The organism is Polyangiaceae bacterium (assembly GCA_020633235.1).
Lineage (GTDB): Bacteria > Myxococcota_A > Polyangia > Polyangiales > Polyangiaceae > JACKEA01.
Map to the genome: position 1 here is coordinate 1 of JACKEA010000014.1, position 23,636 is coordinate 23,636.

19 protein-coding genes are annotated in these 23,636 nt (G+C 67.3%); 11 read left to right on the forward strand and 8 right to left on the reverse strand.

The window, feature by feature from the left end; genetic code table 11:
• Positions 1-106: 106 nt before the first annotated feature.
• Genes H6717_42015 through H6717_42030 form a run of 4 tightly spaced genes read right to left on the reverse strand, consistent with a single transcriptional unit; the run spans position 107 to position 4,743 of the window.
• Positions 107-1,318 carry an NAD(P)/FAD-dependent oxidoreductase gene (locus H6717_42015; GenBank protein ID MCB9583685.1) on the reverse strand — a complete coding sequence of 404 codons (1,212 nt, stop codon included), beginning with the start codon at positions 1,316-1,318 and terminating at the stop codon, positions 107-109.
• A complete protein-coding gene (locus H6717_42020; protein MCB9583686.1) occupies positions 1,306-2,190 on the reverse strand; it encodes an AAA family ATPase in 885 nt (294 codons plus the stop codon). Before H6717_42020 ends, H6717_42015 begins: the two co-directional genes overlap by 13 nt.
• Before the next feature lie 4 nt (positions 2,191-2,194).
• Complete coding sequence (cooS, locus tag H6717_42025; GenBank protein ID MCB9583687.1) at positions 2,195-4,129, reverse strand: anaerobic carbon-monoxide dehydrogenase catalytic subunit; 1,935 nt, start codon at positions 4,127-4,129, stop codon at positions 2,195-2,197.
• A complete protein-coding gene (locus H6717_42030; GenBank protein MCB9583688.1) occupies positions 4,126-4,743 on the reverse strand; it encodes a 4Fe-4S dicluster domain-containing protein in 618 nt (205 codons plus the stop codon). The genes cooS and H6717_42030 overlap by 4 nt, the downstream gene beginning before the upstream one ends.
• A 375-nt stretch (positions 4,744-5,118) precedes the next feature.
• Between H6717_42030 and H6717_42035 the strand changes: the two genes are divergently transcribed.
• From H6717_42035 to H6717_42055, 5 genes are all read left to right on the forward strand, one after another.
• Positions 5,119-5,781, forward strand: a complete 663-nt coding sequence (locus H6717_42035; protein ID MCB9583689.1) for a hypothetical protein — start codon at positions 5,119-5,121, stop codon at positions 5,779-5,781.
• The gene (locus H6717_42040; protein ID MCB9583690.1) at positions 5,778-6,098 is read left to right on the forward strand and encodes a hypothetical protein; all 321 of its coding nucleotides are present in this window, start codon (positions 5,778-5,780) and stop codon (positions 6,096-6,098) included. Before H6717_42035 ends, H6717_42040 begins: the two co-directional genes overlap by 4 nt.
• Positions 6,099-6,322: 224 nt before the next feature.
• The gene (locus tag H6717_42045; protein ID MCB9583691.1) at positions 6,323-9,379 is read left to right on the forward strand and encodes a trypsin-like serine protease; all 3,057 of its coding nucleotides are present in this window, start codon (positions 6,323-6,325) and stop codon (positions 9,377-9,379) included.
• The gene (locus H6717_42050) at positions 9,364-10,836 is read left to right on the forward strand and encodes a hypothetical protein (GenBank protein ID MCB9583692.1); all 1,473 of its coding nucleotides are present in this window, start codon (positions 9,364-9,366) and stop codon (positions 10,834-10,836) included. Before H6717_42045 ends, H6717_42050 begins: the two co-directional genes overlap by 16 nt.
• 1 nt (position 10,837) lies before the next feature.
• Complete coding sequence (locus tag H6717_42055) at positions 10,838-11,494, forward strand: hypothetical protein (protein ID MCB9583693.1); 657 nt, start codon at positions 10,838-10,840, stop codon at positions 11,492-11,494.
• Between the two features lie 125 nt (positions 11,495-11,619).
• Here H6717_42055 and H6717_42060 read toward each other — a convergent pair whose 3' ends face one another.
• The 3 genes from H6717_42060 to H6717_42070 all read right to left on the reverse strand — a co-directional run bounded on the left by H6717_42060 (position 11,620) and on the right by H6717_42070 (position 16,364).
• A complete protein-coding gene (locus H6717_42060; GenBank protein MCB9583694.1) occupies positions 11,620-13,398 on the reverse strand; it encodes a glycoside hydrolase family 31 protein in 1,779 nt (592 codons plus the stop codon).
• Between the two features lie 139 nt (positions 13,399-13,537).
• On the reverse strand, positions 13,538-14,272 hold the full coding sequence (locus tag H6717_42065) for a ribonuclease Z (protein ID MCB9583695.1): 735 nt from the start codon (positions 14,270-14,272) through the stop codon (positions 13,538-13,540).
• Between the two features lie 10 nt (positions 14,273-14,282).
• On the reverse strand, positions 14,283-16,364 hold the full coding sequence (locus H6717_42070; GenBank protein ID MCB9583696.1) for a hypothetical protein: 2,082 nt from the start codon (positions 16,362-16,364) through the stop codon (positions 14,283-14,285).
• Positions 16,365-16,440: 76 nt separating this feature from the next.
• Between H6717_42070 and H6717_42075 the strand changes: the two genes are divergently transcribed.
• The 3 genes from H6717_42075 to H6717_42085 are packed head-to-tail and all read left to right on the forward strand — an operon-like array spanning position 16,441 to position 19,195.
• Positions 16,441-16,680 carry a YggT family protein gene (locus H6717_42075; protein MCB9583697.1) on the forward strand — a complete coding sequence of 80 codons (240 nt, stop codon included), beginning with the start codon at positions 16,441-16,443 and terminating at the stop codon, positions 16,678-16,680.
• A gap of 11 nt (positions 16,681-16,691) precedes the next feature.
• Positions 16,692-17,702 carry a glycerol-3-phosphate dehydrogenase gene (locus H6717_42080; GenBank protein MCB9583698.1) on the forward strand — a complete coding sequence of 337 codons (1,011 nt, stop codon included), beginning with the start codon at positions 16,692-16,694 and terminating at the stop codon, positions 17,700-17,702.
• Entirely contained in the window at positions 17,699-19,195 is a 1,497-nt protein-coding gene (locus tag H6717_42085; GenBank protein MCB9583699.1) for a xylulose kinase, read from the forward strand. The genes H6717_42080 and H6717_42085 overlap by 4 nt, the downstream gene beginning before the upstream one ends.
• Here H6717_42085 and H6717_42090 read toward each other — a convergent pair.
• The gene (locus tag H6717_42090) at positions 19,180-19,647 is read right to left on the reverse strand and encodes a hypothetical protein (GenBank protein ID MCB9583700.1); all 468 of its coding nucleotides are present in this window, start codon (positions 19,645-19,647) and stop codon (positions 19,180-19,182) included. The genes H6717_42085 and H6717_42090 overlap by 16 nt on opposite strands.
• 95 nt (positions 19,648-19,742) lie before the next feature.
• On the opposite strand from H6717_42090, the gene H6717_42095 reads away from it, so the two are divergent.
• The 3 genes from H6717_42095 to H6717_42105 all read left to right on the forward strand — a co-directional run bounded on the left by H6717_42095 (position 19,743) and on the right by H6717_42105 (position 23,524).
• Complete coding sequence (locus H6717_42095; GenBank protein MCB9583701.1) at positions 19,743-21,272, forward strand: hypothetical protein; 1,530 nt, start codon at positions 19,743-19,745, stop codon at positions 21,270-21,272.
• Positions 21,273-21,392: 120 nt separating this feature from the next.
• The gene (locus H6717_42100) at positions 21,393-22,364 is read left to right on the forward strand and encodes a hypothetical protein (GenBank protein MCB9583702.1); all 972 of its coding nucleotides are present in this window, start codon (positions 21,393-21,395) and stop codon (positions 22,362-22,364) included.
• Between the two features lie 23 nt (positions 22,365-22,387).
• Positions 22,388-23,524 carry a hypothetical protein gene (locus tag H6717_42105; protein MCB9583703.1) on the forward strand — a complete coding sequence of 379 codons (1,137 nt, stop codon included), beginning with the start codon at positions 22,388-22,390 and terminating at the stop codon, positions 23,522-23,524.
• Positions 23,525-23,636 lie beyond the last annotated feature (112 nt).

Below are 23,636 nucleotides of genomic sequence, written 5' to 3' on the forward strand. Positions count from 1 at the left end.
TGTACCAGCGGAAAACCCAGCGGTTTGCGAGAACTTGGGCTGGCGAAACGCGTGGCCGCCGGCGGCGGGGCGCCACGCGACGGGCTTCGCGCCGCACCAACAAAATCTATGGGAGCAGGATGTCGGCGATGCTGAAGCTGGGCTCGACCAGCGCGGGGCCGTAGCTGCGGACGTCCGCGCCCTTGAGCATGAGGGAGCGGTACACACCGGCGGCGCGCACGTCGCCCGTGAGGCGGAAGCCGACGATCTTGCCGTCCTCGAGGAACAGCTTGCGGAGGGCGTCGCCGTGGCGCACGCGGAGCTCCTCGGGGCCGTGCTGGGCGCCCACGGCGATGACGGGCAGCCCCACGTGCTTGAGGCTGTTCATGGACTCGGCGCCCTCGTAGCGCACGTCCGCTCCGAGCACGTTGGCGGCCACCACCAGGCCTTGCTCCACAGCGTTCGGGAAGATGGCGTGGACGTAGCTCTCACCGGTGATGCGATCCTGCGTCTCCGCCACGTCCCCGGCGGCGAACACGTCCGCTGCGCTGGTCCGCAGTCGATCGTCCACCACCACGCCCCAGCGCACGCCGATGCCCGAGTCCGCGATGGGCTCGATGTTCGGCTTCACGCCGGTCGCCGCCACGTAGATGTCCGCGGCAAGCTCCTCGCCGGACTCGAGCAGCACCAGCTCCGCCCGCTTCTTGCCGGCGAAGGCGGAAACCCGGGTGCCCAGGCGCAGGGAGATGCCGCGGCGTCGGATCTCCTTTTCGACGATCTCCGCGGTCTCCGCATCGAGCATGCGCGGCATCACGCGATCGAGGGCCTCCACCAGCGTCACGCTGAGCCCCAGGTCGCGCAGCACCAATGCGACTTCCACGCCAACGAACCCCGCGCCCACGATCACGGCGCTCTTGGCCTGGCCTTGCTTGGCGCGGGAAACGAGCGCCTTGGCGGCCCGCAGCGACTTGAAGTTGGCGATGCCGGGCAAGTCTGCACCGACTACCGGCGCGTACAGCCGACCGCCGCTGGCCAGCACCAGGCGATCGTAGCCGAGGGCGGTACCGTCCTCGAGCTCCACGCGGCGCGCCGACGGGACCACGCGCGCGACCGCCACCCCGGAGCGGTACTCGATGCCGAGGCGCTCGCACACGTCCTCTCCCTTCCAGTACAGCGTCACGTCGCGTCCGGTCAGGAAGTGATCCGCCATCGCCGGAGGCGCGTAGGGCGGGAACGGCTCCGCGGAGATCATCTCCACCGTGGTTTCGGGGCTCCGCGTGCGGATGGCTTCGGCCGCCGTGAGGCCCGCGGGGCCGGCGCCGATGATCACGACGCGCATATCACCTTCTCGCTTTGCGTCAGGGCATCCCGGAAGCGGCTCACCGCCGCCACCAGCGGCGTGGGCGGCCCGCCCAGCAGGGCCTCCACCGCCGGCTCGCTCTCGAGCAGCGTTTCGTCCCACGGCAGCGCGTGCCGCGAGGCGAAGGGGAAACCGCCTTCTTCTTCGATCAGGCGGTAGACCTTGTCCACGTCCGCCGGGGAGCGCACGCGATTGACCAGCAGGTGCACCGAGCCGATGCCGATCTCGTGCGCCAGGCGCGCGGCCTGCAATGCCACCGACACACCGTTGAAGGTCGGATCCGTGACCACCGCCGCGTGGCGGAAGCCCTTGGCCAGGGCGCGACCGAAATGCTCCACGCCGGCCTGGGTGTCGAGCAGGATCGCTTCCCCTCGGCGCAGCTTGAGCGAATCGATCACCGCCGACAGCAGCGAGTTCTCCGGACACAAGCAGCCCGCCGCCGGTTGCACCAGGGTGCCCATGATCAACAGATTCACGCCGTCCGGGCCCACCACACCAAAGCGCTCCACCACGTCCGACACGTTGGGATTGAGGCGGAACATCAGGCCGTAGCCGCTGCCCGGGCGGGCGCCGGTCTTCTCTTCCACGTACGCCGGGTTCTTGCTCAGCGGCACCAGGCGCTTGGCCTCCGCCCGCGGCACGCCGAGGGCGAAGGGCAGGTTCATCTGCGGATCCGAGTCCAGCGCCAGCACCTGGTACAGGTCCCGCGCCAAGAGCCGCGCCAGGAGCGCCGTCAAGCTGGTCTTGCCGACGCCCCCCTTGCCCGTGAGCACGACGCGGAACTGATCCGCGTCCGTGGGAAAGTGGTGATGATGATGGTGGCCGTGGTCGTGGCCCGCGGTGTCGCACATGGCTCTACTCCGCGGCCTTGACCTTGGGCTTCACCTGGATCGTGCTCGGCTCCACGAACGGCAAGCCGAGAGCCTTGCGCTTCTCCTCGATGTGACGGCGGATCATCACGCTCGCCGCTTCGGGATCCGGCTCCACGGCGAACTTGGCGCCAACCACACCGTCGAGACCGTCGGCGAGCAGGCTCACCACGTTCTTGCTACCGAAGATGGGCGGCTCCACGCCCAGCACGGTGAAGATACCGCTGGCCACCACGTAGGCGCCGATGGCCACGGCCTTCTCCGAGTACCACTCGGGGGCGGCACCCGCGAGGGGCAGCTGGGAGATGTCGACCCCCAGCGCGTTGGCCAAGGCCGCGGCCAGGGTGAGGATGCGCGTGTTGTCCACGCAGGAGCCGACGTGCAACACGGGCGGGATGCCGAGGGCGTGGCACACGGCGGAAAGCCCCGGGCCCGCCATGTCCGCCGCCGCCGGCACCATGTGGCCCGCCTTGCCGTTCGCCACCGCGGCGCAGCCCGTCACCAGCACCAAGACGTCGTTCTCGATCAGCTCCTTGGTGAGCGTGAGGTGGGCGTGGTCTTGCGGGATCTTCGGGTTGTTGCAGCCGACGACGCCCACGGCGCCGCGCACCTTGCCGGCCTTGATGGCGTCGATCAGCGGCCCCGGCGTGCCACCGAGGGCCGACACGATGGCCTCCACCGAGAAGCCCGCCATCATCTCCACCGGCTCCACCGGGATGCGCACACGGGATGGATTCCGGTTCTCGTAGGCTTCGATCCCGAGGCGCACGATCTCCTTGCCGATCTCGTAGCCCCGGTGCGGATCGAAGGAGATGTGCGTGGCGCCGGGGAACTTGGCCTTGTCCGCGGTGGAGATCACCCGCGTGTGGAAGCACTTCGCCACGTCCACCACGCTGGGCATGATGCACTGGTAGTCCACCACCATGGCGTCCAGGGCGCCCGTCACCATCACCAGCTCCTGCATCAGGTGGTTGCCCGCCATGGGCACGCCCTTGCGCATGGTGAGCTCGTTGCCGGTGCAGCACAGCCCCACCAGGTTGATGCCCTTGGCGCCCTTGGCGCGCGCCAGTTGGACCAGCTCCTGGTCTTCGGCGGCCTGCACGATCACGTCCGAGAGCAGTGGATTGTGCCCGTGCAGAGCGATGTTGACGTGATCTTCCCGCAGCGTGCCGAGGTTCACCTTGCTCATCACCGGCTGCGGCGTTCCGAACATCACATCGGAAAGCTCCGTGGCCACCATGGATCCGCCCCAACCGTCCGAAAGGCTGGTGCGCAGGCCGTGCAGCAGGATGTTCACGTAGTCGTTGTCGACCCCCATGTGGGTGCGGTGCAGCATCTCCACGTTCTCGCGATCGATGCCGCGGGGTGTGACGCCGAGCTTCTCCCACAGCGCGCGGCGCTGCTCCGGCAGGCGCCCGAGGAACGAGAGGCTCTCCTTGCGTGAGCCGAAGTCCTCGAACAGCGCCTGAGCCACGTCCTTGGCGATGTCCCGAAGCTCGCGGCCGTCGACCGCCACGCCGCACTCCGCCGCCAGCGCGCGGAGCTTCACGCCGTCGCGGAGCTCGTAGCCGGTGGTGCGACCTTCCGCGGTCTCCGCAAACACCTCCAACACGTCGCGCCCGTGGTCGGAGTGCGCCGAAGCTCCCGCTGCGATGGTGCGCCCGAGATTCCGCGCCACGATCACGTCGGCGTCCGCGCCGCACACACCCTTCTGCGGTCCTTCGCCGAAGGGATCCACGCGACAGGGTCCCATCACGCAGTTGCGGCAGCTCACGCCCATGGAGCAGTAGCCGCACTGCGGCTGTTGCGCTTCGAGGCGGTCCCACACGGTCTCGATGCCTTCTTCCCGCGCCCGCGCGATCATGGCCTGCGCATCCGCGGTTACGCTCAAGTGCTTGTCAGCGCGACGTCGAGTGGTCATGAGACATCCTCCGAAATCTTGGTCACTGCCTCGCCGAAGCTCCGCCAACCGGCCACGGTCGACGGCAGCTCGGACCCGTTCATTTGCTTCGTGGCCGCCAGCACCGCGACGCTCTGGCGAATGCGGCCCGCCTTCGAGAGCTCGTTCAGCTCGCCGTACACCAACGCAGAGACCTTGCACGCCTCCACGCAGGCGGGCTCCCTCCCGTCCTCCACTCGCTCCGTGCAGCCGTCACACTTGGTCGCCACCACGCGCGCGCCAAAGCCGCTGTCCACCGGATGGAAGGTGACGACGTCAAAGGGGCAGACCATGGCGCACATCGCACAGGCGATGCACTTGTCGCTCGCCACCAGCACCACGCCGCGGGCGTCGTCGCGGTGCATCGCTCCGGTCGGGCACACCCGCGCGCAGGGCGCCGGATCGCAATGCCGGCAACGATTCGGAAAAGACGTGCCCATCACGGGCCCCGCCTCCACGTGGATGCGCGGCTTGGGCAGCGGGACCTCGAACACCGCCTGCGCCGCGTTCTTGCTCTTGGAGTGCTCCACGGCGCACGCGAACTCGCACTGTCGACAGCCGATACAGCGCTCGGAATTGACGAAAATCGTCTCCATCCTTGCCTCCAAGCTCACGGAGCGAATCGCTCCCGAAGATGGCAAACCGGAACCACTCAGAAATTGCGAGAAGCGTGCCCGGCGCCAACACCGCGGAATCTGCCTGGCTGCCGCGCAACGCGTGCGCTCACGCTTCGCAGCCACGCCGCCGATGCGCCTCGCTGTTTCGTTTCCTTGTTGGTCTGCCGCGGAAACCGCGCGGCCCGCCGTCGCGCTGCGTCAAGCCGCGGCCCTCTGGCATCGCGATCCGTCACCCTCGTCTTTGCCCACCATTCACCGTCATTTCCCCGCGTCTGCGTTGTGCCAAAGCGTGTCAGCGGCGGGGCACATCGCTTGCTATGGGCGAGCACGGGGGACGCAAACGCAGGAGGAAGCATGAAGAAGCAGGCACTCGGGCTCGCCGCGCTCATCACCGTCACCGCCGTCGCAAACGCGGCGTCCGCCAACTGCGCCATGCCGGTGGGCTACGGCGTGAAGGTCGAAGGCAACACCGTCACCGTGTGTCCCCAGGACTTCGGTCAGCGAACCTGCCCGGACGCGGATGGCATGCTGCGGGAGACACCCGGCGGCTCGACCGTCAAGCTCGCGGACTACTGCGACGGATCCTGCTACGTCGACGAGTGCGTCCCCAAGGGAGAGCACCGCTACGGGTTCGCGAAACCCTTCGACTGCTGCAGCAGCTGCTGTGGCACCGACTACTTCGGAACTGCAGAAGTGACCACGGACCTGCCCGCCAGCTGTCAGCTTTCGGCGAACAATCCCGGCGCCGAGCCCTACACCGGTCCAATCCCATGGGGCGATGACCCGACGCTCTGTAGCTATCAAGGCGGTGGCGGTGGCCCTCAGGATTCCGGCACGAACCCCGTGGACGGCGGCGCCGGCACCGCGAACGCCAACGGCGCGAGTGGTAGCAGCGACGGCGGCTGCGCCATCGGTTCCCCCGGCACGGCCAGCAAGGTCGTGTTTGGCTTCAACGGCTTGCTGCTCGCCCTGGGCCTCGTGCTCCGGGCGCGGCGCCGCGCAAAGAAGGAGTCTTGAGCCCAGCGCTTCTCGCGTGGGCGCTCACGGTGATCGTCGAGGTCACCGTGGTCGCCTGGGTGTACGCAGGCGAGCGCCTCCGCATGGCGCTCGCCTGCGCCGTCGCCACCACGGCGACGAATTTGACCATGAACTTGGTGCTGTTCCCGAACGTGCGCTCGATCACGAGCTACCTGCTCATCGGGGAGATCGGCGCCGTCGTGATCGAAGCCGCGGTGTACTTCGCCGTCAGCAAAGAGCGCGACCTCGGCCGCGCGCTGATCGCCTCTGCCATCGCCAACAGCGCGAGCTTCGCCGCCGGCATGCTGCTCTGGTAGCGCGAGCAGCGACAGCCTTCGTCGCAGCCGCGCACGCCGCGCCAAGCCGAATCTGGAACGAATCCCGTGAGTTGCTCAAACGGCTCCGGCGGTCGCTCATCTTCCGCTGTTGCAGATCGTCCGAACTTGGTAGCTTGAGTCAGGTTCAGAACAACCGGGAGGGTACGATGACACGAACTCGTTGGAACCTAGTGCTCGGGGGGGGGGTAGCTCTCCTCGGGATCATGCCGCTGGCATGTGGACAGGGGGGTGAAACGCGCGAGCCCGAAACCGGCACCGGACAGGAGCATCTCTACGGCGCGGGTGTCACTGTCGACATGACGTCCGACAGCGGACGCGTCGGCGCCGTGGGGTGGCTCGGCAACTGCTCCGCAACGCTGGTAGGGAGAAACAAGCTGCTCACGGCAGCGCATTGCGTGTGCGACAAGGCCAATGGCACCGTCGTACCCGGCGACTCAGTTTCCGTCTGCTTTCCCCAGAGTCCCGCGCCTTCGAAGTGGGCGTGTCCACCAGGGGCCGCGAAGTCCACGTCGGTCGTGATGCACCCGAACATGATACCGCTCTGCAAGGCCTATCCCACCCCCCTGCCGCCCCCCCTTTTCGGCGGACCTGACCTCGCCGTCATCACGCTCGAGGAGGACGTCCCATTTCAGGTCGTGAACAACGTCGCCAGGATCTACCTGGGGCCGATGAAACAGGGATCAGACGCCAACGTCTTGACGGACTACACCCAAGTGGGCTTCGGGCTCCCTGGTAGCGGAACACGCCGGACAGGCCCGAGCTTTCCGTGGTTGAACTTCGACACCTGCCAGGCGTTTGAGCTCAGCACTTGCCACCCGTTTGGGGAGTGGCACGACGCGCGCCTCGAGGTGTCGCGCTCGATCCACGATCACGGGGACTCGGGCGGGCCGCTGTATGCCACGCACAAGGACTTCGGCGATGTCGTCGTCGGTGTGACCTCCGGAGAGCGCCACTCCAGCGATTTCTACGGAATAGGCGCCGCCAATCCGGAGGACTACCAGCTGTGGGCTCCGACCGGAAACACCGGAGACGGCGACAACAACCCCACGTTCCTGATCAACAACATCGGTGATCCTGATGGAGACGGCGTCATCGGCGACAACTGCCCCGACGTACCGAACCCGGATCAGCTGGACGAGGACCACGATGGCGTGGGAGACGCGTGCGACAACTGCCCGCCGTCGTTCTGCGCGCAGTACCCTGGAGCGACCGGAGTATCCTGTTTCAATCCGCTCCAGGCCAACAAGGACGGCGACTCGTTGGGCGATACGTGCGATGTGTGTGCCGACACCATTGGCGGCTTCCCAAGCGAGGACGCCGACGGCGACGGTTTCGGAGACGCGTGCGACAACTGCTCGCAGCCCGAGGAACAGATCCAGTGCAACACCGACGCGGCTTGCGCGGCGCTGGGGGCCGGCTTCTGCGTCTGGGACCCGGTGCCGGACATCATCTCCTACGGGCGCTGTAGCGCTCCGGCGGATTCGGACTCAGACGGCTTTCAGAACGCGTGCGATACATGTCCGGGCTTCGTCAACACGTCGCAGCGCAACTCCAACGGGCTCGCGGAGGAGCGCGAGGCGCTGACCCACCCCGGTCTCGAAAGCCGCGCGGACGAGTGCGAGCCGGTACCCGTGGCGCGTATGGACAAGCAGCAACCCGTGTCCGCCACGCCGAACCAGATGGCGGCCCTGAAGGACTTCCAGCCCATCCCTGGCGATCGTTGGCTCGGAAAGATCAGCGAAACACAGTCGCCGCTGGCTGCGCCTGTCACCATCAGCTACCGCGTGTGCGGGTGCTACACGGCGAGCGGACAGCCGATCTTCAATCTGGACGAGTGCGTAGGAGATCCGAATGTCCCTGGCGTACCCTGTTCCTGGACGGATCCTGCGATACCGAATCCGTTGTCTGCGTGGCAGATCCCCACGATCGTGAACAACGCGCACGCTCCCATCTTGGATGCGAACGGCACGACCGGTTCGCTGCCGATGCAGGTCTCCACTGCCTTGCCATGGAACGTAGAGTGGAGCTGGCGCGACGATCTTTCGTCGGGCACCGCGGTCGGCGAGGGCGCCTGCACCGACGAGCCGTTCTCCTGCAGCAGCCAGTCCGTGATGTTCACCACCACCCACACCAACGTCTTCTTCGTCAGTCCGCGCGACGCGAGCGCCAAGCTCCGTGACGTGTTCCAGTTGGTGCACGTCCCCGGCTACCTGGCGGTGACGTACGACGGCATCCCGGCGGTGGCCAGCTGCATCAACGCCGGCTGTTTGCCGTGGTTCGACGCAGGGCTCTATCTGAAGGACCCGGACTTCTTCGACTTCGGCACCGTGTTCGCGACACCTGTGGTGCTGACTCGATCGGGGGATAGCGTGCTGGCACTGGATGGAAGCACTGTCGTCGACATCACCGACCAGGTGAACCCGTCGCTGGCGACTGCCATTGGCAACCCGGATCTCATGTGGCTCACCCCCGTGGAACCCAACACGCGCCTTCGCCAACTGCCCGGGCGCGGGGCACTGCAGGCGGTAACGCTACCCCGCGCGTTCAACGACACCTCGGTCATCCAGGAGATCGTGCGGCAGCCGACGGGGCTGTTCGCACGTTCACGCACTGGGGACTTTGGCTTGGCAGCCGCCGCCAGCACCACGCCTCTGCGCCCCAAGCCCAGGCATGGCGCCGGGGGTCTGCTATCAGGCGTAGAGCGCGTCGTCTACATGATCGGCGGCACGGACGAAGCGAGCGGAGCTCCCTCCCAAGCGATCTGGCGCTACTCCCTCGATGACGATACCTGGGCTCTAGCGGCACCCTATGCGTCGGAGGTTCCGTCGTCCCACGTCCTGAGCAGCGCGTACGACCAGGCCGGCCGACGCCTGTTCGTCTTGGACCTGGATGACGATCCCCACCTCGGAAAGCTGCACTGGGCGCGCCTGCTGGAGTTCGACCTGCAAGCAGGCACGTCTCGTCGGCTGGCGAGCTGGCCCTTCGTCCCGCTGTTCAAGAGCCACTTCCTGATTGCCGATGCCGACGGCTCGCTGCTTCTCGTGCTGGGCAAACCGAACAGCTTCACCACGTTCCGGCTCACGGTGACCAACAAGGGTGTGCAGCCCGCCGGCGTATTCTCGAGGTCCGGACGCCCCCTGGGGCCTCCGGTGATGGGAGACGAGCATCCGGTCTTGGCGGTGAAGCGACAAGGGAAGATCGTGTACGAATCGCTGAACCCGGAGCGGTTTTCCGGCAAGAAGCCATGCACCATGCTGTGATTCGTGCGCTTGCTGTCTCGACTGCCAGCGTGGTCCTGGCGCTGGCAGCGGTCTGGTCGTGCTCCAAGGAGCACGACCAGACCGGACCGCAATCCGGGGGCGCCGCCGGGGCTTCGGGCTCTGCGGACGCGACGCCAGACTGGGGTGTCGGCGGCAGCAGTTGGGAGGCGAGCTCGGGCGGCTCGGGCGGGTCGTCACCAACGGACTCCGGGCTTCCGTCGGACTTGGCATGGCTCGCGGACCCGGACATCTGGAAGCCGGTTCCGGGAACGGATTTCCTGGCACCCTACTGCGCAGCTTTCGAAGGCGTACCCGCACTGCTGAAGTTCCCGGCCCTCGAGTGGAAAGGCTGCGGGACTGGCTGCGCCGTGGCGGACTTGGTTCAGGGCTACCAGAAAGCCGGCGCGTACCGCGGTGCCGGCACGCACATTGTAGAAGGAAAGACCCGAGCGCTGCTGGCGCTGCACACGGTGACCACCACCGACTCTCACTACTATCAAACGGCGCGGGTCGCGGATCTAGAAACGGGGACGACGATTGGCGCGGTCGAGCTGGTGGAGAAGACCGGCATAGCTTGGGCGACGTGTTCCGTCGGCCAAGGACCAGAGAGCGCTGTGATCGGTGGCGTCGCTGGGCTTTCTATACCGGGCGACCCTGAATCTCACTCGCTGGCCATGACCCTCAACGTTCCAGAAGGCACCTGGATTTGGGCGCAGCCAGCGCTGGAAAATGCACCGCAGGGTCTCATGTCCTTCGACATCGATTCGGACAACATACGCTTCCAGACGGGAAAGGGAGCCGTTCGAGCATTGCTGAACCCCGCGGTGAGCACCTGGACCACTCTTGAGTCGAACTCCCTGTCCAGCATCGGTTCCGGACAAGGCGACCTGGCTGTGTGGATCGATTCCGTCCAGCCCGGAAAGCAAAAGATCCGAGGCTGGGCGCCGGATGGCAAAGGCATCCGAGACCTGCTGGATCCTGCGCCAGCCCTCACCTGCATGGTGGCGCCCGGGCCAACGGCAATTGTCGGGGCGGTGAGCGACGGCTCCAGCTGCTCGGACTATGGCCACCTTCGGCTGTTCAAGCTACCGCGCATCTACTCGCTGAGCGCATCTGCGCCCGAGCTCAGCCCGACCTTCGGAAGCACTCCGCTTGCGCTGTACACCGAGCCAGGACTGCGCGTGTGGAACGGATACGCCATCGCCACGGTGAGTGAGCCCGGCGAGGCGGGTCCCGGCGACGCGTTCCTGCTGGTCGTGCGGCTTTCCGACTGGAAGAGCTGGCGCGTCGATGCGTCGCCCGGGCACCAACCGCACGGGTCGGCGTGGACCATCACGGACAAGTACTTGTACTTCGGGGAAGCGGGGACCACCGCGGCCACATCGCAGTGGGCCACCCAGATCCGGCGCTACGATCTGGCCGAGCTCGACCAGCTCGCAACGCCTTTGGGGAACTGACATGCTGCGCCCAGCCGTCATCGTCGCGCTGGTATTGGCCGCAACCCCGGCGGCTGCACAAGAGGCGCCAGCGTCCCGCGCGACCGTGGTGCAGCCGGGCGCTGGGGAAGCGCCGCCGGTGGTGCCCAAGGGCCGCTACGGTTTGGGTGCCGGCATGGCGTTCACGGGCTGCGGCGACCGCTGCGGTCTGATCCAGAATCCGTCGTACGGCGCCCGGGCCTTCGCGATCTGGCCCATAACGGACGGCTTGGGCCTCGGAGTGACGGCGGACCTGGGGCTCTTTCCGCGCACGCGGAGCAGTGTGGGAAAGGGCCTGTACGTGGGCGGCGTGCTGGAAGTATCCAGCGGCTACCACGCGCCGTCGAGCTTCAGCTTCTGGCTGGGGTTTGGCGGGTACAGCGGCGAACGCGGCGTGGGCAATCCCTGCATTTCTTCGAGCGGGGGACGGCTCCAGGTCGGCGTGCGCGCAGGGACGCACCTGTCGGATTCCGTGTTCGCGTCGCTGTCCGCGTCGGCAGCCGACGGCCTCGGAGGGACGTGTTCCACCGCGGACGCCGCTCAGCCCGACACGCGCGATCCCGTCGCGCCGGTGGAGGGCGGTCTCGCGCTGTTCGCCCTCGAGATCGCGTACGAGATGGGCGGAGCGCGCCGGCGCTGACGGACGCCCTGCGTCAATCCCCGCCGCACGTGCGAAAAGCGGACATTTCACCCCGCTCACTCGCCTGAACCCCCTCCGATGTCCGCTTTTTGGACGTCACGGCGCTTCGGTGCCCCACGAGACGATCAAAAGCTCACTTGGACTTCGGCATCGCTGGCGGGCAGCGCGAGGTACAACGCCTTCTCCGCTGCGTCGTAGGTCCAGCCGCTGTCGGCGCCGAGGAGCGCGGCGCGATCCGCCACCGCCGGGAGGCCGCTCACGGCGCTGGGGGCGGCCTCCAGCCGGATGCGCGCGATGACCGGCAGCGTGGCGCGGGAGAGCGTGAGGCCGTGGGGCGTCACCTCGATGGCCGTCGTGGCGCCGTCTTCGTCGGCGAGGGTGAAGCTCGTGCTCTGGGTGCCGGGGAACGCCCACAGCGTCAGGTGGCCGGCGTGCTGAGGCGTGCCGAATTCCGTCACGTCGCTCGAGACATTGAGCGGGATGATGGCGCCTTCCTTCACGTACAGCGGGATCTTCGCGCGGTCCGAGGCATCCACGGCGGTGAGCGTGGTGCCGCCGTCGAGCCAGGCGCCGCCCAGATCGGCGAAGTCGAGCCAGCGGGCGCCGCTCGGCAGGGGCACGTCGCGGGTGGAAGTGTCGTCGAGGATGGGCGCCACCAGGAACGCGTCCCCGAGCTCATAGCGGTAGTCGCCGGCCCAGGCAGCGGCGTCCCCCACGGGCTTGACCAGCGGCTTCTCGGCCTTGGCCAGGGAGTAGAAGAAGGGCACCAGCTCGTGGTGGAAGGTGGCCCAGTAGCGGTAGAGGGCCACGGTCTCGTCCACGTGATCGGGCACCGTCCAAGGCGCGATGTTGGCGCGACCGTGGAGCTGCATGAAGGGCGAGAGCGCGCCAACGGCGGTCCAGCGCGCGAACACCAACGTGTCGAAGGGGATCTTCGGGCCCAGCACGTCCTTGTCGTCGCGATCGATGTAGCCGCCGATGTCGGAGCCCACCACCAGGTAGCCGGCGGCCGCCGAGCGGAACGTCTCGTCGAGGGCGTCCGCGAGGCCCAGCCAATCCCGGCGGTTATCGCCCATCCACGCCACCGGCGCGTGCTCCTTCTTGGCGAAGAAGCGCCCTGGGAACTGGTAGCTCTCATCCCAGGCGCGCACCATGGTCACGAACTCCTCGGCGCCCCGCTGGTGCACGCCGTAGGCGTAGAAGTCCTTGTAGTATTCCTCCGAGTAGGCCTGGTGCGACATGTCCCCCGCCGCGGTGGAGACCGGATCGCTGTCGATGTACTCCTCGCCGAAGTCCAGCTTGAAGCCGTTGACGCCCATGCGAAAGAGCTCGTCCTGCTGGCGGTGCCACCAGGCCATCGCCTTGGGATTGAAGAAGTCGATGGCGCTGCCGGTGCCCTTCCACCAAGAGTACTCCGCGCCGTCGTCGATCAAGAAGCCGCAGGTTTGCGCCTCTTCCAGGTTCGGCGTCGGTCCATCGTACACGTCGCCGCCCTGCTCCAGATCGAACGACCAGCGGTTGAGCAATGGCGTCAGCCACAGCACGATGCGAATGTCCTGATCGCGGAGCTCTTTGACGAAGCTCTCGAACTCCGGATAGCGCGTCGGGTTCGGGACCAGCGAGTTGTAGTTGGTCTCCCAGGGGCTATCGAGCACGGCGACGCCCACCGGGATGTCGCGATCGCGAAAGCCCTTGATGAAGTCGCGCATGTCGTCCCGCGTGGAGATGTCCTTGCTGATCCAGGGCTCGAAGGCCCAGCGCGGCGTGTACAGCGGCGGCGTGTCGATGGTCGGCGTCGGCAGGTTGCACGGGTCGAGCGCCGCGGCCGGCTCGTCGTCCCCTCCACCGCCGCACGCGACCGTCAGCGCGACCAGGGCGATGGGCGCGAAGCGAAGAAGGCGCATCCCCCGAATTTGCCGCGCGGCTCCGTCGGATGCGAGTCGGATTCCGCGCTCGGGGGTTTCCGCGGTTTTCCCGGGGAGACAGGCCGCCGCGGGGGACGGGCCTCGGATATTTCGCGGCGAACCAACACCCTCATGAACATCAGACTTGGACGGTGTCTCCCGGCGCGGGGATGCGGATCCAGGGGCCGCGGGCCCGGGCGTCGTCGTGGATGGCGGTCTTGTGGGCACGACCAAGGTGCACCAAGCACAGGGACTGCACGTGGACCCGGGCGGCCATGCTCGCGATCGCGTCGAGGCTGGCGTGACCGCCGGGGCCATCTTGAGCCGCGTAGCACTCGTGAACGAGGAGCGAGGCCTCGCGGTAGAGCGCTTCCGTCGCGTCGCTGGGAGCGCCATCGCCGCTGTAACACAGGGAGCGTTCCTGCTCGTCGATGCGCAATGAGAGATTGCGCACGCCGTGCTGACTTTTCGCGTTGCTGAGGATGGCGCCGGCCAGGTACAGCTTGCTGCCGGGAGCGAGCTCTTTGCGCTCGATGGTGAAGCCTTGATCGTAGCTGCCCGGATAGCCGAGCTCGAGCAGCTTCGTGAGCCAGGCGTCGAGGCCGGGACCGCCGATCACCGTGAGCGGCCGCGTGCGGCCCTCCTCGCGCATCCAGAGCAGCAGCGCCGGAAGCCCGAAGCTATGATCGGCGTGCAGGTGCGAGATGTAGATCGCGTCCAGCAGCGACGGGTCGCGGGAGATGGCCCACAGCGCATGGGGCACGCGATAGCCGCAGTCGATCAAGAGCGCGGTGGAGCCGCGGTACAACAGGCTGGTGTTCGGGAGCTCGGGATCGAACGCCTCGCCGGTTCCAACGAAGGTGACCTCGGGCATCCCTGGAGGGTCACCTGCCGGGCCCCAGGCGCGCAAGCGTGTCCCAGGCCTGGCGATGGCGTTCCTTGACCTCGCTCCGCAAGTCCGCGATGCGCTTCCGCAGCTTCTTGGCCTGGTCCTCGGCGGCAAGCAGGCGATCGACGATGGCGCCGCCGCCCTTCAGCTGGTTCACGGCGCGGGCGTTGGCGCGCAGGCGGGCGATGTCTTGCTCGGCTTGTTTCAGATCTTGGCCGCGGCGAATGATGCCGCCGTTTCGCACCTCGGCCTCGAGCAGCCTGTCCGCCGCGGCCAGCAGGATCTTCTTCTGCGACTCCGGCACGAGCTTGTGCGCGGCCACTGCCCGCAGGCTCTTGGACGTGAGCCGATCGAAGCCCGTCGATTTGCTGAGCCCCTCGTCCACCCGCAGCGTGCGCGTGCCCTCGTGCTTGGCCTTCACCTTGAAGACCGCCACGCCGTGCTGCGTCTGCTCGTCGTAGGACACTTCGTCCGCGTCCATCACCTTGGCGTTGTTCACGAAGGGCAGCTCGAGATACACGGTGCGCGCCGAGCTGCTGCGGTTTTCGATCTCGTAGCGCACCACGTGGTGGCGCACGAAGTGCTCCGTGAGAGCGGTCCCGGACCAGCTCACGAGACGCGTCTCGTCTTTTTGAGTCGCATCGTCTTGTCGGAGCTCGAGATCCAGATCGAAGCCGAAGGACAGAATGCGGCTCTCCCGCGGCTTGAGGCGGTCGATGGCGCTCTCACCAGCGAAGCCGCCATCCGCGAAGATGGAAATGGGACCGGCGGGCAGGGTCTGCTTGCCTTGGTTTTTGAGGTGCACGGCGCTGCGCGCCGGCTCGCCCGCGCTGGCGATGAAAGCGATGCGCCGGGCGCTCACGGCGTTCGTGACGAAGGGCACCAGGGCGGAACCGTGGGCGCGAAGGTCCAGCGGGCTCTTTAGGGAGTAGCGAAACAAGGCACCGGACTCCACGCCCTCCGTGGGCGCAACGGCAGCGAGATTGCCGACGGACAAGAGCGAGCTCTGCCCCGTGCCGGTGCCACCGCCGTGCCCGATGGTGCCGATGCTGCCGAGCCCGATGCCTTCACCGCGGCCGCCGCCGCCGGCACCGACACCGCTCAGGCCAATGCCGCCGGCGCCGAAGCTCTCGCCCGTCCACATCGCGTCCGGCGTGGTGCCGAGCAACTGCGGCACGGTGGATAGCTCGTTCTCCGGCGTGACCAGCTCCCGCCGCGCATAGCGGGGCGCCGCCAGCGGAAACAAGTACGAGTCCGGACGCCCGTTCACGAGCTCCACGCTCACCTTCTTCCAGTCTTCGTCCGTGTCGTTGTGGAGCAGCGCCCAGCCCTGCAGCGCGCCGTCGTCCTTTTCGCCCAGCACCAAGCGGTAGGTAGAACGCCACACCGGCGTCTCCGCCACGTAGCCGAGGGCCACGGGCTTGCCGGCCTGCGCCATGACGCGGAGCTTCTTCTCGACGCTGGCAGCGCCGCCGCTGGCGGCTTCCAGTGCCGTTTCAAGCCGCTTGGCGCGGGCGGGATCCGTCGGCCGCGCGCCTACCACGTCGTGCAGCGCGAAGCGGCGGATCTCCGAAGACTTGGTGAGCATCACCAGCGAAGCCACCTTGCGCGGCGTGCAGGGCGCGCCTTCTTTCTGCACCACGCACTCTTCCATGGCGCTCACGTTGGCGTCCTGCACGTCGACGACGCGGCCCTGCACCTTCTCCTTTTCGGTGCGGAGCTCCACGTCGGCGCCCTTCAAGCTGCCGAGCAGCTGCACCATGCCGAGGGAGGTGTCTCCATCGAGCCCGGCCAGAGCGCGCGCCATGTCCGCCGTCACGCTGCTGCCGAACTCCACGCCGCCCACGCTGGTGCCGCCCCCCGGAGACATCACCACCAAGGTCTTGAGCGCGTCGTCCAGGTGCCCCGCGGGCACCGGCAAGGTCGCGTCGCTGGCGGCGCTCACGGTACCGCTGCGCTCGAAATATCCAACGCCCGTTTCGTACAGACGCACACGTTTGAGCGGCAAGCTGCTGGGCTCGGCGAGGGCCACGCCATGGGTGAGCACCAGCGCCGCCCCGAGATGGGTCGCTTTCATGCAACACCGAGACAACGCTCGCTCCCGAGTGTTCCGGCTTGACTGACACCGGGTCGAACACCACGTTCTGCCTGTCATGTTGATGGTCCTCGTCGCCCGGCTTCTCGACCTCTATTCCCTGGTCGTGCTCATCGCCGTGGTCACCTCCTGGATGGGCCTTTCCTACGAGAACCCCGTGGTGCGCTTCACCCGCGCCCTCACGGAGCCTCTGCTCGAGCCCATCCGCCGCGTGCTGCCTGCCATGGGTGGACTGGATTTCTCGCCCATGCTGCTGCTGTTCGGCATTCAGCTCTTGCGGCGCTTCTTGTTCGGTTAGGCTCCGGCCTCATGGCCATCATCACCGTTGTCGGCGCCGGCATGATGGGCAGCGCCCTGTGCGTGCCCCTGGTCGACGCCGGTCACGACGTTCGCCTCGTGGGGACCCACCTCGATGGCGACATCATCGATAGCCTGCGCCAGAGCGGGACTCACCCCAAGCTCCGACTGGAGCTGCCCCGCGCGATACGTCCCTTCCCCATCGCGGAGCTCGAGCAGGCGATGCAGGGGGCGGAGATCATCGGTGTGGGCGTGAGCTCTCCCGGCGTGGGGTGGGCGCGCGAGCAGCTCGCGCCCTACGTCAGGCCGGAGATCCCGATCGCGATGATCACCAAGGGCCTCGAGTGGAACGGCAGTGCGCTCTCGGTGCTGCCGGACGTCCTCGCGCTGCCGAATGGCGCCGCGCCTGCGGCGATCGCCGGGCCTTGTATTGCGGGAGAGCTCGCGCGGCGCGTGGAGACCTGCGTGGTGCTCACCGGACGCGACGGCGCCATGCTCGAGCGCATCGCGCGGGCCTTCGCCACGCCCTATTACCACCTGTTCCCGAGCGCGGACGTGATCGGGGTGGAGACATCCGCAGCGCTCAAGAACGCGTACGCCATGGGGATTGCCTTCGCTACGGGCCTGCACGAGCGCCGTGGCGGGCAGCCCGGCAGCGTGGCCATGCACAACGCCGAGAGCGCCGTGTTCGCTCAAGCGGTGCTCGAGATGCAGCACATCGTGCGCGTCATCGGTGGCGATCCCGGGAGCGTCCCGGGCCTCGCGGGTGTGGGCGATCTCGACGTGACCACCAACGGTGGGCGCACCGGTCGCTTCGGGCGCTTTCTCGGGCTCGGGCTCGCGCGGGACGAGGCCATCGCGCGCATGGAAGGCGCAACTCTCGAGTGCCTCGACATCCTCGCGGTGCTCGAGGCCGCGCTGCCCACGCTGGAAGGCGAACGGTTGCCGCTCTTGCGCCACATGATCGACGTGGCCATCAAGGGCGATCCCGTGAACCTTCCCTTTCAGAAGTTCTTCCGGTGAGCGAGCCCCTCGTCGTTTCCGTCGACGCCAGCACCACCGCGTGCAAGGCCATTGCGTGGAACGCCACGGGCCACACGGTGGCCGAAGGTCGCGCACCTCTCGCATTGGAAAATCCCGCTCCGGGCGCCTGGGAGCAGGACGCCCGAGACTGGTGGAGCGCGACGACCAAGGCGCTCCGCTCGGTGACGGCCGCCGTGGCCTCGGGCCGTGTCGCCGCGCTGTGCATCGCCAATCAGCGCGAGACCTTCGTGCTCACGGACGCCGCGGGCGAACCCCTGGCTCCGGCCCGCGTTTGGATGGACTCCCGCGGCGCCCAGAGCGTGGCCGACGCCATATCCACGGTGGGCGCGGAGCGTTTGCATGAGCTCAGCGGCAAGCCGCCCTGCATCACACCATCGCTCTACAAGCTCTTGGAGCTGCTCCGGCAAGAGCCCGCGCTGTGCACGCCGGGCACCCGCTTCTGCGACGTCCACGCGTTCCTGGCGTGGAAGCTCACGGATCGCTTTGCCACCTCCCTCGCCGCGGCGGATCCCACGGGCCTGATCGACATGCAAGCGCGTTGTGTGAGCCCGGAGCTCTTGCGCCTCACGGGCCTGGACGAAGGCGCGATGCCGGCGATGGTGGAGCCCGGCCGCGAGCTCGGCAAGCTCACGCCAGAAGCGGCGAGCGCCACCGGCCTGTCGCCGGGATTACCCGTCATCGCCGGCGCCGGCGACGGGCAAGCTGCTGGGCTCGGCGCCGGCATCGTGGCGCCGGGCGCCGCGTACTTGAACCTTGGCACCGCCGTGGTGAGCGGCGTGCTGTCGTCCGAGTACGTCACCAGCCGCGCGTTTCGCACCTTGTACGGCGCCGCGCCGGGCAGCTACTTCTTGGAGACGGATCTCAAGGGCGGCACCTTCACGCTCACTTGGTTGGTGGAGCGGCTGCTCCGTCACAAGGGTGAGGTCGGCAAGGTGCTGAGCGAGCTCGAGCAAGAAGCGGAGAGCATCCCTGCCGGCAGCGACGGCCTGACCCTGGTGCCCTACTGGAACGGCGTGATGAACCCTTTCTGGGACGACGGCGCCCGGGGCATCACCATCGGCTGGCACGGGGGCCATGGGCCCGCGCACCTGTATCGCGCCGTCTTGGAGGGCATCGCCTTCGAGCAGCGGCTGCACACGAGCGGCGTGGAGAGCGCCATCGGCCGCAGCATCCCCGAGATGATCGTGATGGGCGGCGGCTCCACGAGCGAGCTCTGGTGCCGCATCTTGGCCGACGTCCTGCAGAAACCCATCGTGCGCACCGGCAGCTCGGAGGCCACCTCGCTGGGCGCCGCGGTCCTTGCCGCCCGCGCGGCTGGCTGGTTCAGGACGCTCACCGAGGCTGCCTCCGCAATGACCCGCACCGGCGCGCGCTTCGAGCCCCGAGACCCCGCCCGCTACGATCGACTCTACCGCGAGGTGTACGAGCCCCTGTATCCCGCCGTGCGCCAGCTCATTCAGCCGCTGCACTGAACCCAAGCGTCGACGTCCGCGTCGCACTCCGGGGGTGAGCCATTGATCACTGGAACGTTCGACGTGACCGGGCCTCCGGTGCAGCTCACGTTATTCGGGTCTGCGTGGTCCAGGAGGCATTGACTCATCTTCTCGAAGATGTCGACGCAGCCGACCACCAGACCGCCGACGTCGCACGCCGACTTGCATTGCTCGAGGGCGTCCACGGGGCAGTCGCCCGAGACCTGCACTTCCCACTCACACAGCGCGTAGCAGTTCGGCACGCTGGCCTTGCCCCCGCTGCCTCCCGAGGCCTGCCCGGCACTGCCTCCCGAGGCCTGTCCTGCGCTGCCTCCGCTGCCTCCGCTGGCCCCGGTTCCGCCTGTCGGTCCCGACTTCTTGCTCGGCGGGCCGCCGCTACCTCCGCTGCAGGCCGTCACCACTACGATCCCGAGCACACCGATGACCCTCATGCTGGCCATCCTACACCCAGTTCCGCATGAATCGCTGAGGTAGCGCTGAGCCAGCGCTGAGGGTGAAGGGAGCGGGCGCCGCGTAGATTTCGGCCATGGAACCTACCCACTTGCTCTCCCGCCTCAACGCTCCGCGTTGGCTCTGGCTTCTCGGAACCATCACCGCCCTGCTCACCATGAGCTCCGCCGCGCGAGCGCAAACCAAGCTGACCCCGTTCGACCCGACCAAACACGGTTTCGACTTCGTCAACGACTTCAACAATGACGTCATCAAGAACATCGACTTCCGGACTGGCGGGCTGTGCGGCGGCATGTCCTACGCTGCCCTCGACTACTACCTCGCCAAGAGGCCGGTCCCGCGCCAGAAGTATCGCCCCGCCAACGGCACGCCGCTGCAGAGCTACATCTACAACCGGCAGGTTACCTCGCTGGTCCCCAACGCCACGAAGTGGGCCGAGCTCGGGACCAATCCCGGCGGCGCCCGCAACGCCGAGTTCTTCAGCTGGGGTCTGAGCTCGGAGTTCGCGAACCTGCGCGCCATCATCGACACCGGTCGGCCGGCGCCACTGGGCCTGCAGGCGGTCGAGGGCACCAGCCACCAGGTGCTGGCCATCGGCTACAAGCGGTCTTCTGCGGGCGCGCTGCAGGAGATCTACCTGTACGACCCCAACTTCACCAACGAGCGCATCACCCTCCGACCCAACGCCAGCAAGAAGTGGTACGAGTACGTCGGCAAGTACGACTCCGCGAAGCCGAACAAGTACCGTTGGCGGACGTACTTCGTGGACAAGAGCTACAAGCCGAAGACGCCCGTTTCCGTTCCTGCCCCCAACTACCCGGACAACGGCACGATCCGCGAGCTCGTGATCCACTTCGCCACCGGTGCCGACGACTTGCGCGGCAAGAACGACAACGTCAACTTGATCGTGCACTTGCGCGACGGCAAGAAGATCACGCGCAACAACATCAACCTCGGAGCCCGCTGGCTCTCCAACTACACGGAGAGCGCGCTCGTGTCGCTGCCGCCCATCCGCAAGGCGGACATCGCCGCCGTAGAGCTCACGACCACGTTCTCCGGCGGCATCGGCGGAGACAACTGGGACGTCGGATCCATCGTCGTCGACTACCAACACTCGCGCACGGCGCTCAGCCGCCTGATCGCCAGCAGCAGCTTCTTTCGTTTCACGGGCAGCAAGCGGTCCCTCAAGATCCCGCTCCCCAGCAGTGCGCCGGCCGCGTTGCCCGGGCAGGTCACCACCCTGACCCTGGTGATCAAGACGGGCAACGATGATCTACGTGGCAACAACGACAACGTGAACGCCGTCATCCACTACCGAAACGGAACCAGCCAGCGGGTGGATAACCTCAACCAGCGCCAACGCTGGGCCGACGGCTCTCAGCACGTCGTCCGCCTGCCCCTCAAGGCACCCGTGGACCGCTCGGCGATCGTCGGCGTAACGCTACAGACGACGTTCTCCGGCGGCATGGGCGGCGACAACTGGAACCTCAACGAGCTCACGGCGATTCCGGCGTGGGACACGAAAGCAACGCCGTACAGCAAGAAGGCGGGCAGCCCGCTGTATCGCTTCACGGCCTCCAAGCGCTCCTACAAGCTCTCCTGGTAGCGCACGCTGACGAGCCGAGGTGTCCCACGACTGGGGCACCTCGGCGTCTTGTCTCCAGATTTTTGTTTTCACGGCGCGGCCACGAATCGGTCCGTACCTACTTCCGTCTATAGTGACGTCATGAAACGAACTTGGATGGTAGGCGTGTACCTCATGTCCGGCCTCGCGCCAGGCGCGGTTGCAGCGAAGCCGAAAGGGCTACCCAGCCTGAAGGCTCCGGTCACCGTGCCGAACAGCACGCCGGTGGTCACGGCGAAAGCGGGTGAGATCGAAAAGGCGAACCTCCAGGCTGCGTCCGTGCTCTTCGCGGCATCGGCCCTCGAGGAGATGAAGCTGTTCGAGGTCGCGGACAAGCTCGCGGATCTCTTCCTGTCGGGCAAGCTGCCGGTGGGTGCGGGCGCTAGGAGCCAAGCGGCGGCTTGGGTGAAGACGCGTCCAGAACGCCTGAGCGCCAGCGAACGGCAGAGGCTCTACGGCCACGTGCTCGGCGGCTCCCAGAGCAGCACCCCCAACGTCGACTTTCCGGTGCTCTGGAGCCGCTTCCTCAAATCCGTAGACGACTACGGACGCATCGCGAAGCTCGCTCCCAAGCAGAAAGCCACGAGCGCCGCCGCGCTGCACAAGGCAGCGCGGGAGCTGGCGCAGAATCTGACGGCTCGCACCCACGGCGCGCCCCTCTTCGCCGCCGCGCAACTCGCCAAGCAGCTCAGGGAAGCGGACGCCCTGCTGCGTCATCCCGACACCCTCGCGGCGACCAAGTCCAAGGACCTGTGGCAGGTCGTGGAGCACGTCGCGAAGCAACAGCTCGGCGCGTCCATCAACACGGTACGGGGGCGGACTCTCGCAGAAGACGGCGCGGACATCCTCGACTGGCTCTCGAGCGTGTCGAATCCCGTCGCCGCCAGCGGCGGCGCCGGCAAGGTCGCCGCTTCCGCAGTCGCCCACCGAGTTCCCAAGAAGGCCCGGGAGGTCTCCCGGATCCCGACGCTGGCCAAGTCCGTGGCCGTGAGCGCGCAGGCGTTTCAGGTCAAAGCGCTGTGCTTTGACGCCAAGCGGCACCTCGTGCCCTGCAAGGTCGTCGAGAAGAAGTAGGAACCACCCTCGAGGAAAAGCTCATGACGCGCAAAGTCGGCACCACGCCCTACCTGGACGCCCTGGTGGCCTTCGCCGCACCTGAGGTGGATCCCGACCTACCGGATGACACGCACCCGGAAGTCTGGGTCGCCGCGCGCGTCGGCCCCCGGCAGCCCCAAGTGGGTCAGTGGCTGTTTGACTTCGCGGACCACCCGAAGGCCATCCAGCATCTGAACCCATCGACCCGGAAGAAGCATCTTCATTGGGCGCGCATCGCAGTCGGACACCTCCAGGTGCTCATCGCGGGATGGTCGAGCCAGACTGGCCCCTTGAAGCTCTACCTCGTTGACCGGGAGAGCCGGCGGGCGGTCGCACGCGGTACGTCGATTGACCACTTCATCCGCACGGTGGTCGAGGATCCCGAGGAGCAACGACACGGCGATCCGGCGATCGCCGCCATCGCACAGGCGGTGGCCCCCTCGACTCCCAGTCGGGGTGAGTGGTTCGCTCCGACATCAGAGCCCTGGTACGCCCCGGTCCTCGAGCCGCCCAAGGAGCAACGCCAGCGCATCGCCATCAAGAGCCATGAACGATGGCTGTGGCATCGCGCAGCGGGCACCGTCGTATCCGTCATGCCCAAGGGAGTCCGCGTCCTCGATGCAGGAGGAAAACCCAAGACGATACCGTACCCATTTCCAGCCACCGGACGGGTCCACGCGGCGCTCTCGGCGGCGGGGGACGCGGTCGGCGTGGCTTTCGGGGGGACCTTGGCGCGCCTCGAGCTGTCCAGCCTTGCTTGGTCCCAGACCTCACCCGACGGCGATCCGTTCTTCTGCGACATCGCATCGCTCGAAGGAGCATGGTTCGTCGTGGCAGAGCGGGTGGGCATCGAGAAGCCGACGCCGCGCCTGCGTGCCTTCCGATGGACTACTGCCGGCATCGAGAACGAGCGCGTGCTGACCTCCGACGATCTCCCCGACTACCCGATCGTGCTCGGGGACGCGGAGCTGCCCATCGCTTTCGTCAACTGCTACCCCACGCCCACCGCGCTGGTGGTCGCCCTCGTAGGTGGCGAGCCCCGCATCGCCGGTGCGGCGCCGCACCCCATCATCGAGCTCCGCCGCAGCGACCAAGGCTGGAGAGCCGGCGCCAGCAAGAAGTACTCACGGGTCGGCTGACGACCAGTGCAGTTGTGCGTGCGCTTGTCATCGCCAGCGCTCAGCAAGAGGTGTAGAAGTGACGCTCGTGAAGCCCGCGAGTCTGAGTTGCTCGAACTGCGGCGCGCGTCTA